The sequence below is a fragment of the Clostridium pasteurianum BC1 genome (assembly GCF_000389635.1).
Taxonomy (GTDB): Bacteria; Bacillota; Clostridia; order Clostridiales; family Clostridiaceae; genus Clostridium_I; species Clostridium_I pasteurianum_A.
In genome coordinates this window covers 348,469-362,928 of sequence record NC_021182.1, presented here as the reverse complement: position 1 = coordinate 362,928, position 14,460 = coordinate 348,469, and the positions used below count along the sequence as shown (strand labels likewise).

Here is a 14,460-nt window from a genome sequence, read left to right as displayed (position 1 = left end):
GCATTTAAAAAAGTACAAATTAAGTAAAAATCATTTTATGTCGTAATCAACAAATAACTATGATCCTAATCCTAAAACTAGAAAATTATTTTTACACTATATCATTTTTAAAATTGTTAACTTCTAAAACAGCACCTTTTATAATATTAAATATCTCATCATCTGTAAGTCCTGTCTTGCCAGTAATCAATTCTAAAACTTTACTATGCTTAATAGCACCTTCCCAGTTAAACTCTTTACCTAACTGCTCTACAGCAAATACAGCATTTTTTACTATAGCTACATCTTTATTATATTTCTCTGTTCCTATAGTCTGTATAACAGCTTCTTTCTGCTTTTCTATAAGCTCCTTATGCGCATCTAAGAAAGCTTTTAGTTGTCTTCTTCCAATCTCAAGCACTGTAACTACACTAGCACCTATGATTGGTATAATAATTTCATTTATAACTGTTTGACTTATCATTTTTACATTCCTCCAATTTATTTAAATTAAAAAAGGACTATAGTTTCCTATAATCCCTTTTAGCCTAACATCTTAGCCCATGTTGCGGGTCCAACTACTCCATCAGGCGTTAACCCATGAGATGCCTGCCAATTTTGCACTTTTATCTTTGTTTCGTTTCCAAAGATCCCATCTATCGAAGCACCTACTACCCATTGTATGAATCTTGTAGCATACTCGTGATGAATTTCTTTTACTCCGTCTAAAGGTTTTGAGTAAATTTCTGTTACTGCTGCTATTGTCTTAGGTCCCCATACAGCATCTTGAACTAATCCCATTATACCTTGGAATTCTTTTTTAGCTGCTGTTGTAACTGGTCCATCAAAACTGTCTACTACAAGTCCCTTTTTTAGTAATGTATTAAGTTGCATTTGAATAATTCTTACTGCTGGATCTCCTTGCTGTACTGGCTGCGCTACCTGTGGAGCTGCTGCCAAAACTACATTATTAGCATCTATTAATACATCATTAGAGAATAGATCTATATCCATATTCCCCTGAGTTCCTGGTAATCTTCCAGTCCATGTATATTGAATACCTGCATAACCTCTTGTATCTAAAGGACTTGTATTAGGTTCAGCTATTACTATTTTATTTTTAGGAAGTCCCGAAGCATCTGCTACATTATGAGCTGCATATAACAGTAAACCAGGATTAAGAGCCATAAATGCAGCAACAAAATTCATGTCCGGATTAGCCACCTCATAATCTAACCATGGTTTTAAATCTTGCTGATATTTACCTATAGTGTTTATAAAGTGCTGATATTCTTGTGCTGGTGCATTTCTAGCTGCAAAGTGATAAAATCCTACTTTTAACCCTCTGTCTTTAGCGTTCTTGTACTGGCTATCCATTAAAGGATTAACATAAGTTAACCCTTCAGTTGCTTTAATATAAACTGCCTGAACCCCATCTACTTTGACTGCGTTCCAGTCTGTAATTATAGTGTCACTGTAAATATCTATTCCTTTCATTACCATAATAATTATTCCTCCCTTTCTATACCATCAAGCCTTTTGTGGGCTGATTTTGCACTTTCTTCTACCCTGGTTACTCTTTCTTCAATACTCCCCATTCTAGCCTCATGAGTTCGGATATCGTACTTAATGTCCTTAACGTCCTTTCCTATATAGTCAAGCTTTGTTTCAATCCTTGTATTACATTCTGCCGATTTTTCTGCTTTATTTTCTATGTCCTTTTCATTCTCCTTTGAAGCTTTTCTCATACCAGTAATAGTTCCAACAACACCTAAAACTGCACCTATGACTGTACATATTAGTCCTATAGTTGCGTTATCCATAAAGCACCTCCTAAATTATTGAAAAATAAAAAAGCACCTATATAGGTACTTACTTCGACTGTATAAATATTTGAGCATAAACTGTTGCTTCAACTCGACCATTCTGATCTGTAGTAATTTCTACTTTATTATTTCCTTTATTAACATGAGCTGTAATATCTATATTATATTCATCTATAGCTGCATCTCCTGAATAATTAACACCTACATCATTACCATTCACAGATATTTTCACATTCTTAGGATAAGTATCTTCATAAATGCCATACTTTATCGTAATATCCTGCTCTGGAATAGTTATTTCATGAGTGTGGTCCATTCCATGTGAATGACTAGGAATACTTACATTGTGGGTATGCCCTGGTATGCTCACTGAATGTGAATGACTAGGGACAGAAACATCATGAGTGTGATCCGTAGTTGAATAAGTATATAAGTTGGCTCCAAGATAATCATTACTTACAGCAAGCTTGAACCATGTAGTATCTTGTCCTTGACTTGCAGAACATAGAAAATCTCTGTAAGTAGACGGTTTTGTATCCCCACCCGTATTCATGCCTATCAAATGGGTATGTCCACCACCGCCTGAACTTGTTACTGTAGCACCACCTCCATTACTTGATGTTTGAGTACTGGCTCCCCCACTTGTGCTTGTCTGTGTACTTTGCCCTCCACTGTCACTTGTTGATTTAGAACTTGGGCCACTGGTTGATACAACCTGTTGAGCTGTAGCACCTTTTTCATAAGCTCTATATGGTCTGCCATGTAGATTAATATAAACTTTGTTGATATTAATAGCTTCATCTGGTATGTCTAGGTCAAAAGTTATAGGGTGGGTTGCATCTGCATTTTCTGCTTTGTTTAAAGATATTAAACAAGTATTACCTTGTGGAGCATTCTCAATGCTTGCAGTCCTCTGTTTCAAATCTATTATCTGATCAATAAACCCTAAAGGTCTTGTTGAAATTACTATATCCTTATCCTGTGGAGCTAATATACTAAACTTTTCTTCTGTAACTCTCGCATAAACATCTATATCTAATATAGAATTCATGATATGCAAAGTATCTCCAAGATTGTATTTTTCGAAATTATATTCTTCTAATACACTTCTATCTGTCATACTTGTATCTAAAGTAACTTTAGGCTGCTTACTATCTTTTAAAGCTGTTTTTCCTGCTTGCATAAGAGTATATGCGTTTTGTATTTCAGAGTTAGTATAATGCCCTTCTATAACCCCATATTCAGCTATTGAATCTTCATCTTCTACATATATAACACCATTGTTTACACTTGATATATCCAACTGATTTATTCCTTCTCCATATCCATGGCAAATAAGTCTATTAGCTAAATCAGAAGGATCGTTCTCTCTAGTTATGGAATCCATATTTTCATTCATCATTACTGTAACATTTCTGTCTTGTCCAATACTATTTAAATAATCTAAGTATAGAATTCCATCACGTTCCTGAACTCTTATATCTCCCCCCAGAATATTTACAAGCTTTGTTATTATCGTATTTAAAGTACTTTCAAAGTTTGTATCCACTGTAATAGCTAGAGTTGGCTCTACAGTTCCAAGCTGAATTTTTCTAGAATTGCCACTTCCCATTGTTGAATTATGCTGATCTAATAAAAATTGCAATATTTCTTCAGGAGTTTTATTTGCTAAATGCCATCTACGTGTAAGAGAATCATTAAGATATCCTAAAGCTCCTTCACAAGTAGCTTGACCATCAAAGATACCGCTGGTATCTTCTCCATCTTTATAAGGTACTACTCTACCTACAAATAGAGTTGAATTATCCCTAGTGTCAATAATTTTCACTTTTGTCTTAAGGCATTTAATTTTTCCCCATCCAGGATTCATTATAGGTATAGCAAAGTCAAAGGAATCCGGTTGAGATAAAATATTATGATAATCCCCAGTAGTAACTTTTGGAGCTTCCTGATTTGCTATAGGTTCATTTACTATAGTTGTTTCTTCACCATTTATGATAATTACTCTATACAAATTTTAGCCTCCTCCTAACTTTGAGCATGAAAAAAGGACTTAGAAATTAATCTAAATCCTTTGACATTATATATTAAATTTACCAATATTGGTATAACACATTTTTAATTGGTTACAATAATGATTAAATAATATAAATTATTATTGTAAATATTTTTACAAAATTCTATCAGTATAATCCAATTCACCACTTTAAAAGGGCAGCTAGTAGCTGTCCTTTTAGTTAGTTCGCTATATATTCCTATTGCGTGTTTCCATTTTTATAAGTTTTTATGGTGCAGTTACTGTCACTTTACAAGTAGCTGTTTTATTATTTTTAGTTTCTGCAGTAATAACTGCAGTTCCTGACTTTAAAGCAGTTATTTTCCCACCATACACCATTGCAACTGATTCATCACTACTCGTCCATTTTAATGTTTTATCACATGTTTCATCAGGCGTGAAAGTTGTGCATAAAGCATAAGTGTCTCCTACATTTAAATTTACTTGATTAGTATCTAAGGATATTGAATTTGCATTTACTATTTTTGATATTCCTACTGGTGCATAAACTCTAACCCAATCAACTAATGTAGTTAGTTCGTTAACATTAGCACTAGGTTTGTTATCCCAAGCTACTCCTGAGTTAATCATTAAATAATATGGTAGTTTAAATGAATTGTAATTATTATATGTTAAATCATCTAAGTTTACTGATCTTTTCAATACTCCATCAACATAAAATTTAATTGATTCCGGTGTCCATTCTACTGCGTATATATGCCATTCTGTTCCATTTACACCCAAACTAGTTCTACCAATTTGCTTATGTGTACTAGCATTATCACCGTAATGTAAGTTACATGCAGGGCTGCCAGTAGAATTAAATTCTGCTATGTCCATTTCTCCGCTCTTAGGCCATGGCACACCTATATTTTCATCGCTTTTACCATCAACTAATTTCTGAGTTCTATCATAATTTGCTCCTAATGTCCATAAAGTGGCGTATGAGCCTGGTACATCACTATACTTTATCCTTGCTTCAATTCTTCCATATTGAAACTCAAATAAATTATTTGTTTCAACAAATGCTGCTGACCAATTGTAGTTTGGATATGGGTTATTTTTTATTGCTTTTAGTACTAAGTTACCATTTTCAATATACACATTCTTACTTGGGTCTAGTGGGTAATACTGCCTAGGTGTTCCATTATCTAGATCTCTCCTTCCAAATACATAACGCCATTTGCTAGTATCTAAAGTTTTACCGTTAAATTCATCTGACCATACTAAAACCCTATCAGTTAAAATATCACTAGCATTAGCACTCGTTGGATCAATATTACTTTCAATTATTTTCGATTTGCTATATACAAATATAGCTGTTCCAATTGCAATAACAATTAAAATTGTTATTCCAAAAATTACTTTTTGATTTAGTTTTCTTTTAATAACTTCAACTTTATCATTTAGTGGATTATCTAGTTTATTGTCATATTTTCCGCAATTCATTAGTTCCCCTCCACAGTTTACATATATTATATAATATTACCACGGATATACTTAAAGTATTATCCATGGTACCCTTAGCTAAATATTTGTCGTTGTATTTACTTATTTTAAATATTTTCCTGTATTTTTCCATCAATATCTTTAATTTTTTTAAATCTTCCAATGTACTTTCTTACCCTCTTTATTGCGACCAATTTTCCTATTGTAAATTAAATATTATATTGTTAGACTTCTAGCCTATCTTCTTTCATTAATCTTTTTGGTATAAAGTTAAATATAAAACCAATAAAGACATTTAAAATTTTAGATAAAACTACAGTAATTAAAAACGCTAAAAAGAAATATAAACTACTTGTCTTATTATCCGTCTGGAAAACAATATTTAAAGCAAGAATTTGAAACAAATAAAATTCAAACGATATACCGTTCATAAAATTGAAAAATCTTGATTTTAAACTAACTTTCATCAATAATAAGACTATCACAAAAGTAAATAGTATTGGGATAATAAACTGTAACTTATCAATTCCTTTTATATATGCAGCCATGCTTAATAAAAATAAAATCAAGCTTCCAGAGGTTAAAATTAAATAATATTTTTTAGCAAAAGCAAATATTTGATCTGCATATTTCCCAAAAATAATACCTACAGGGAAACTAATAGCAGAATTATAATACCAAGCTCCATGATGTAAAGCAATATTTAATCCTATCCATAATATCCACGATATAAATATAACTATTACAGCCGTATTGTTTTTGAAAAACTTAAATGCAATATAAAATGCAATATAGAAATATAATATAACAGCAACAAACCACAATACTCTTCCATCAGCGAAATTCATGAGCAATGACGATTTAATTATATCTACAAAATTATATTGAGCATTTAATATTACATTGCTTAAAATAGTACAAATTATATTAGAGAAAAAGAACACTAAATACAGTTTTAATATTTTGTTTTTGAAATAACCTTTAAAATATTCATTCTTTTTTCTTGCAAACTGTACCATTAGTCCGTACCCAGATACAAATAAAAATATAGATACGGCAAGAAAACCAACTTTTGAAATAACAGTCTTGTAAATGCCACCATTTGTTAAGAATAAAGATAAGTGATGAAAGATAATTATTACTACAGACAACCCCTTTAATATATCTGTATTATTTTTGGCTAAATAGTTAGAGTTGTATGTATTGAACTTAAATGTTTTGCTTTCTACTAATAAAAGTAATGGCAATATTACAATTAGGCTAATATATAATACTACCATATAGTTAAGTGTTATGTGCATATTAATCCCCCTTTTTCATATATTATCGGTTTAATATTACACTTTTTATCAATTTTTGTAAATAAAAATTGCACTTAATTATACTATATTAACCCTAACACTTTTCTTAAATAATCCATATCCGTAAGATACATCCACATAAGTAACATCTGCAGGTACTACATAAGTAGCAGTAAAATAATAATCATTATTGCTTGCTTCAGTAACAGTCAATTTAGATTTAGTTCCATTACTCAAAGTTATATCAACTTCACCTGTTTCTGCTACATTTTCGTTAAAATTAAGTGGAGCTTTAAGCCTAATACCTATTGTATTTCCTGCACTTGCCGAACTTATTTCATTTATAAATGTAGAATCAAATATTTTTACTTCTACATCATTGCTTGCAGAATAAGCAAGAGAATCATTCCAGCACGTATTGAAAGCCACCCATCCCTCTGTGTATCCTGGGTCTGCTACGGGATTAAACGGATAAGCAGATTCTTTAGGACTTCCATCTAAAACACCAGCAACACTCATTAGGTCACCATATCCACCATTCAAAAATGTAAACCAACCAGCATCTACCCCTTCAATTTCTGTGGGTGCGTCATAGCTGAAATGTCTTCCAAAAGGATTTCGTCCAAATACAGAATCCATTTGTGCTATACCTATTTCCTGTAATCTGGTTTTTAATACTGAATCTTCAGAATATAACACTCTACAAACTGCATAAGCTACCGCCATAAATCCAGCAGGATTACCAACTTCGTTATAGGCATTTCCTCCACCTGTCCACTGGTTCATGCTAGCATAAGCTGTATTATCATTAATGTCTGCATATTTTCTCATATCCCATAAGTTATTGGAACGGTTAACCATTGTTTGTGCCCATTGCTTTATCTTATTATATAAGCCTGCTGGAGCATCCTCTGGGTACATCTCATAAAAATATGTCAAGCCTTCCATTGTAATATGCTCGTTCATTCTTTGCCCTTTAGTGTAAATAGGATTATCTAAATCAACATTGTTAATTAGCCACTCACAGTTATTGTATGCAGCAGTAAAAAAGTCTTGATAATTAGCTAATCCATCTCGCTTGGCCACTTCATACATTAATAGATTTGGTACTATTGCATATCCAGGTGGCTTTTGTCCTTTTATATCACCTATAACACTTTGTACTTCAAATAAATTATTATCCGTTCCGTCACTCACTTCATACCATTGTAAATTACAGTTTGGATTGCTCCATTCTGAAACAGTAAGAGTTCTAATCATTTCATAGAAGCTTTGACTGACATAGTCACTTATGTCTGGGTAAAGATATAAAAAATAAGCAAGCTGACCTTTTATAAATGCATGTAAGTTTTTACTTTGATTTGTTTTTAAATCATAGTATCTCATAGCACCAAATTTCACAAGCCAAATTATATCAGGCTCATTTTGTGTCCTTAATTCAGTGTATTGTGTTCCGCTCAAATGCGAAATACCATAAGTCATTCTATCATATGCACTCGGGTTAGCCATATACTGCAATACTAAAGAGTTCAATTCAAACGAGAACTGGTGCGAATCTCTCCACCCATATCCAGTATTTCCTCCAACATCCCATGTATCTTGCCTTGAGCCATCCATAAATCTTAGAGCTGGATTAATAGATACTCTCTGTAATAGATATTTAGCAATTTTAAAGTTATAAGATGTTATACCACTACATTCTATATAATATTCCTCTACAGCGCTTGGATTAAAGTCAGAAAAATTGACTATTTGACCAGTAACCGTACCATTATATACTACAGAATTATCACTTGCTTTTTTAATTGTAAAAGGTGTATCATCGGGCACATTAGTTATTGTGGCTCTCTTCGTTTTATCTAAGTCATAACCACTCTGATTTATAAAAGTTGCAATTGTCGTTGTATCCTGACTACCATTTATATCTGTAGTATCATCTGCTGTAGCAGTTGTCTGTACAACCCTAATAGCATTAATTCTAGTATTTACAGATACAGATACTTGGACTGTTACTTTTAAAGCTGTTCCACCAGTTCCAGTTACTGTTGCTAGTTTAACCCAATTACTATAATTTTCATTTTGATTTATGACCTTTTCCCAATATCCATTTAAAGAACTAATTGAATATTTAACCTCACTTGCATTATCTGTTGTACCTCGTGGAAACCACGCATACACTTCATAATTCGAATTATCAGGTACATAAAAATTCCATTCAGCTTTATCACCAACACTAGTAGAATACTTTGTGGAAGAACCATCATAACCTAACAAACTGCTGTCTAACCAGTTCCCCGTTAGTGTTAACTCTACATCTTGTAAATTTAAGATTCTATTAAATGCTTCTACAAAATTTATAATTTTATTACCAAGCATAATTTTTGATACGCTTTTATTTCCTACATAAACCTTACTAATCATGCTATACCCCCTCAATGAGGTATGCTGTGTTACTGTCTTTTACAGGGATGGCATCATATTCAGCTTGATTTCCAAACCAAAATTTTAAATTAATACCATTATTTGATTCTATAACTGTTTGACTTACCTCCGTAAAAGTTTTTTCCTGTATATTGTACACATGAACATAATCCACAAAGAACCACTTTGGTATTGTTGCTAAATTGGATTGGTCAGGCAATAAATTAGTATGATTAGGATTAACCTCGTATTGTATCACAGCTTTTAAAGTATGTGTACCATAAGTTAGACTATCTATTTCAAAAGCCAATTGTTGCAACATTTCTGTAGATGAATACCTGTCTATAATACCTTGACTAATATTATCTATAAAAATCTCAATTTTCCCTCTGTTGTTAGATGTTGCATCATATAATTTTATGCCTGTTCCAGTAAATGTAAAAGTAACTGAATCATTGGTTTTAGATGAACCATGTCTGGTTTCACCATACCAACCAGTTTTACCAGTATCCGCTTGCCAAGTTCCAACATAATCAAAATTTGCGTTAGTATCATCAGCTATATAATCAACTGAAATTGAACACTTATCTAACAAATTCGTAGGTATAACACCATTAGAATCTAATCCTGCATAACCGTTTGGCATATTTTTCATTTTTTCAGTATACCCATTTTTAAAATCTATTATTGGATTGCTATAATAAATATATTCAGATGGTAAAGTACTTCCTTTAACAAACATTTCAGATAAGGATCTATTTGGGTCACCACCATAGTTATTTAAAAAGCTGTAACGTATAAATTTTGTATTTGCTGGAGTTGTTAGTGTTTTTCCGACACTGTATAATTCAGTAGATATTTTAACCTGACTTGCATCATAATAATTTCTATTTCCTATATATTTACTTGTATAAGTTGTACTTGATTCTACTGGAGTAAAATCTGATAAAACATTGCCTGCTCCGTTTACAATTGTTCCTGAACTATCGATTATTTTATCAACAGTTACAGTATCTTTATTAAATAAATTTTCTGTTCTTATATCTATAAAATTAGTTTTCTTAGCTATAACTGAACCATCTGCATATCTATCAGTAGTTAAGCTTCCAGGAGCAGGAGTAGCATTTACTGGGGTAGTACCTGCAATTTGTTGTAATAAAGCATCTGTTAGCATTGTTTGGTCTATCTTACTTAAATTTTTATTTATATCTGCAAAACCTATTAAGTTTTGTATATCTGATTTTGATAGTTTTGAAAGTAATTGAGCTGCTATAATGATAAATTGTGAATCAATACCATCTATTCTTTGACCTATTGTATTAAAATTTTGTCCTGTTACATTGCTTCTTCTTCCAACTACTATTTCAGCATTGCTCTCTCCAGCATTTATAATTAAATTTGCACATGCATCAGCAAAAACAGCTATAGCATCCCTTACTTCACTTGCATTCATAACTCTTATTGCATCACCCCATTCACTCATTATGTCACCTCTTTTCTATATGTTTCTTTCGTAATATCTGCCAAGTCCGAATTAATTCTATTAGTAAAATTCATATTTACAACACCTCTTTTCTAAACTGAAAATCTATATTTCCTGTTCCAACTATAGTTATTACATTTGCTCCTACCTTCAATTTAAATCCCCAATCTGTGTCTTTTCCTTCGTCAAAAACAGCAGTATAGTCATTCAAAGAACAACTCATACTGCTGTTTGTTACAACCTTAGGACTTACCATATGATCACCAGGATTGTATATTGTTACTGTCTTACTGCCAGACACATCAAATTTTGTAGTTTGTATATAATCTCTATTAAAATCTATATTGTTCCACAAAAGCTCTCCTGCAAGATCTACACCTTCTTTATAAGGTTTAGCTGTGAAACTAAATGTGAGCAATGCATTGCAAATATTTATATATTCAAGTTGTGGTTTGTCTTCAATTTGTGCTATATATTGATATCCAGGATCATCACTATACAACAATTCTGATCCTCCTGACATTAACCAGGATAATATTTTAGAATACTTTTGGTTAAGGTCTGCTCTGCTATTTCCTTCTATTAATAAAGAGCATTCTAACTGTCTATCATCAAATACAGGCTCACCACTAGCAACTTTTGAAAAATCATAAGAACTACTTCTTCCTGGTACAGATTTTTTTATTATCCTTGGAGGCGGTGGATTAGGGATAAATTTAGATAACATTGAACTAAAATCCTCATTAGATTTACTATTAAATATTATTTTATTACTCATTTTAACCCCTTATTTCTACTAGCCTTTGTATATTTACTTGCCTGTATCTTATCTGTTTTTGAGATGATTAATTTGCTATCTAAATAATTATTTGATGTCAAGTATATATCACCAGTAGAAGACACATTATCGCTTGAATATCTATCCAATATACTTTTAGCTACTTCTGCAGCTGTATTTTTAACCAAATCCTCACTGGCATCATGATTATATATTCTAGTACCCTTTGGAAGATCATATATTTCATATCCTAATTCATGTATAGTTGTAAATCCACCAGTCCAATTACCAGTACCACTAGCATTTTGACCTATCCAACCTCCACTATATTGTGGAGGAGATGCATTGGAAGAAAAGTCTTTACCATCACTAGCTTTTGAATTTACAGTTAATGTTTTAGATGATGGCCACCAACTTCCCCACCAATTAGCAAACTTTTGCCAATTGGTGAGCATATTACCTGTTGTTGTATCTACACTTTTCCCTATATCACTATTCATACTAGTAACTTTCTTTACTGCTTCACTTCTTAGTTCTTCAGCATGTTTAATGCTTTCTTCTTTTTGTTTTTTTGCATCAGCAATCAATTTTTCTGCTTGATCCGCTGTAATAGAATGTGATTCATCTCTCATTCTGATTATTTCCGCTACAGTTTTATCATACTGAGAATTCGCTGCACTAACTGCTCCATCACGTTGTTTATTAGCATTTTGAATTATACTAGAAGCTTGCTGGGCTGTTATGTTAGTTCCATAATCCTTAATTCTTTGTAAAATAACTTTAGCTTGTACTTCATTATCTGAAAGAGAATTAACAGCTTTAGTTTTCATAGTATCTTGAATAGAATTAATTTGTTGCTGTTCTTGAAGTGTTAGCGACCTATGTTGATTTGCAGCATTTTGAAGAATCTGTTGAATCTGCTGCTCATATTGATCTATCTTTGCTTTTTTATTGTTATTATCAGTTTGTAATTTTGCTAATGCTGTTGCTTTTTCTGAATCTGAAAGAGCATTACTCTTTTGCAAAAACTGCTGCATAGACGAATATTCCTCATTAAAATGTTTATCCATTCCTGCTTTTATTTGACTTCCCATACTGTCATATTTTGTTTTCATATCGGATACAGTTTTATCTGTTATAGTTGTGTTATTTACATATAATTTAGTTAATGTTCCTTGTACATCATCACTCATTTTTATATATGCTCCAACTCCCTGTTTTGTACTATTACTTATCTTAGTTGTAGTTGTATCAAAACTCTGCTGTAACTGACCATTACTATCTTTAATTGTTTTAGTTGTCGTATTTACTGAATCTGCAAATAAGTCTACCGCTGGAGTTGCTTGCTCAGTCATGACATGGTGTATTCCAACTCCAAGAGCTACCACACCTGCTCCTGCAAGAAGCCAGGGTGCTGCCGCAATAGCTAATCCACCTAAACCAGCTGCTAAACCGCCACTTGCTACTCCTGCTCCCTCTGCTGCAGCACTTATTAATCCTAATCCACCAGCAACTTCTTTAATAGTTCCAATGGTAGATACAACGTTTTTTAAAACACTAAGTGTTCCAAGGGCACCAGTTAATCCTATAACTGCAGGAATAAGTGTACTTGCATTTTCTGTACAAAATTCTAATCCTTTTCCCAGGTCCTCAATTATAGGCAAAACTTTATCCATTGCATTGCCTACTTCTGCTTTGATCTCAGGCATATTTGATGTAAACCAGTTTGAGAAATCTGAAAGTTCAGGAAGTACTTTTTCTGAAATTGGCAATAATATACCAGTTTCTAAGTTTCTCTTTATACCTTCAAAAGCACTGCCAAGATCATTATATTTGACCTTATTCATCTCTCCTAAGGCATCCTTACTGGTATTAATAGATCCATTTAAATTTGTTAATGCTGCTATGCCTGTTTTCTGCAAGTCTTCCCATTGTGTACCCCACAGCTCTACTCCCAGCTGATTTTGTAGCAATGGATCTTTAAGAGCCAATAACTTTTCATTAACTTGCTGAAATGCCTGTTTTGCTGTATCTCCACCCTTTGAAAACTTTTCTTCTGTTTGTTGTACATTAAAACCTAACTTGGATAAGGCATCCTCTGTAGTAGAGCTGCCATCTTTTGCACGTATAGAAAATTCTTTTATTGCATCAGCCATTTTATCTATACTAAAACTACCTGCTTTAGCTCCATTTTGAAGTATATTAAACATATCTTGCGCATTTAATCCAAGTGATTTAAATTCAACAGGATATTCATTTATTGTATCCAGCAAGTCTCCATTCTTATCTAAGCCGCTTTGTGCTCCCTGAGCTATTAAGTTATATGCATCCTTGGCACTTATACCAAAATTCTGAACTAGAGCATTGGCACTTCTAAAGCTTTCATTTACCTCATAACCAAAAGTGTCCCTTAAAAGAATTGCATTTTCTGTCAGTCCTTTAATTTCATCTGAGTTTCCATGCCAATTTTGTTTTATTACTCCTAAAGCATTTCCTATATCTGCAAAGTCTTCTCCAAAGTTATCATTATATATGTCTGTCATGGTCTTTTTCATATCATTTAAACTTATAGTAGACATTCCAGTACTTGCTTGAAGCTGATTCATAGCCTTTTGTGCATCAGAGCCGAAGGTTAATACACTTACAGAGCCTTCCTTAAACTTATCCCATATATCATGGCCAATTGAAAGTCCTATGCCGTTTTTTATACTGTCACCAATATCTAATACAGATTTCTTTATGCCTGAAGATAATTTATCCCATATACCTTCATCATCTTCTGCAGCCTTTTTAGTATTCTTTAACTGAGTTTCTAACCCATTTAATTGACTTGTTGTTTTTATAACTTCTCTCTGTAATGCTCTAAACTGCTCTTCACCTATATCACCATTTTTAAGCTGCTTTTCTGCCTGCTCCTCAGCTTTTTGTAGTGTTTCAAGTTTGGTTTTAGTATTAGTAATAGATTCTGCAAGTAATTTTTGCTTCTGATCTAGCAAAACAGTATTGGAAGGATCAAATTTTAATTGAGTATTTACCTGTTTTAATTCACTTTGAAGATCTCTGCTGGTTTTATTTACACCTTCTAATGCCTTTTCTAAGGGAGTGGTATCTCCACCTATTTCAACAGTTATGCCTTTAATATTATTTGCCATATGTCCTCCTTTCTT

Annotated in this window: 10 protein-coding genes; all 10 read right to left on the bottom strand. The window is 32.6% G+C overall.

All coding sequences use genetic code 11. The features are described from left to right. Positions 1-91 precede the first annotated feature (91 nt). The 10 genes from CLOPA_RS01725 to CLOPA_RS23510 all read right to left on the bottom strand — a co-directional run bounded on the left by CLOPA_RS01725 (position 92) and on the right by CLOPA_RS23510 (position 14,445). Positions 92-463 carry a hypothetical protein gene (locus CLOPA_RS01725; RefSeq protein WP_015613747.1) on the bottom strand — a complete coding sequence of 124 codons (372 nt, stop codon included), beginning with the start codon at positions 461-463 and terminating at the stop codon, positions 92-94. Positions 464-522: 59 nt separating this feature from the next. Next, complete coding sequence (locus tag CLOPA_RS01720; RefSeq protein WP_015613746.1) at positions 523-1,482, bottom strand: GH25 family lysozyme; 960 nt, start codon at positions 1,480-1,482, stop codon at positions 523-525. A gap of 5 nt (positions 1,483-1,487) precedes the next feature. Continuing rightward, positions 1,488-1,802 (bottom strand): hypothetical protein, encoded by a 315-nt coding sequence (locus CLOPA_RS01715; protein WP_015613745.1) that lies wholly within the window; start codon positions 1,800-1,802, stop codon positions 1,488-1,490. Positions 1,803-1,851: 49 nt separating this feature from the next. After that, complete coding sequence (locus CLOPA_RS01710; RefSeq protein ID WP_015613744.1) at positions 1,852-3,819, bottom strand: phage tail protein; 1,968 nt, start codon at positions 3,817-3,819, stop codon at positions 1,852-1,854. A 270-nt stretch (positions 3,820-4,089) separates the two neighbouring features. Continuing rightward, on the bottom strand, positions 4,090-5,310 hold the full coding sequence (locus CLOPA_RS01705; RefSeq protein ID WP_015613743.1) for a family 16 glycosylhydrolase: 1,221 nt from the start codon (positions 5,308-5,310) through the stop codon (positions 4,090-4,092). A gap of 224 nt (positions 5,311-5,534) precedes the next feature. Continuing rightward, positions 5,535-6,590, bottom strand: coding sequence for an acyltransferase family protein (locus tag CLOPA_RS01695; RefSeq protein ID WP_242834252.1), 1,056 nt, complete (start codon positions 6,588-6,590; stop codon positions 5,535-5,537). Between the two features lie 99 nt (positions 6,591-6,689). Further along, complete coding sequence (locus CLOPA_RS01690) at positions 6,690-9,032, bottom strand: cellulase N-terminal Ig-like domain-containing protein (RefSeq protein WP_015613741.1); 2,343 nt, start codon at positions 9,030-9,032, stop codon at positions 6,690-6,692. Between the two features lies 1 nt (position 9,033). Then, positions 9,034-10,515, bottom strand: coding sequence for a phage upper tail fiber protein (locus CLOPA_RS01685; protein ID WP_015613740.1), 1,482 nt, complete (start codon positions 10,513-10,515; stop codon positions 9,034-9,036). A 76-nt stretch (positions 10,516-10,591) separates the two neighbouring features. Continuing rightward, a complete protein-coding gene (locus CLOPA_RS01680; RefSeq protein ID WP_015613739.1) occupies positions 10,592-11,293 on the bottom strand; it encodes a phage tail domain-containing protein in 702 nt (233 codons plus the stop codon). After that, positions 11,290-14,445: a phage tail tape measure protein gene (locus tag CLOPA_RS23510; protein ID WP_015613738.1), complete on the bottom strand. Its 3,156-nt coding sequence runs from the start codon at positions 14,443-14,445 to the stop codon at positions 11,290-11,292. The genes CLOPA_RS01680 and CLOPA_RS23510 overlap by 4 nt, the downstream gene beginning before the upstream one ends. Positions 14,446-14,460 lie beyond the last annotated feature (15 nt).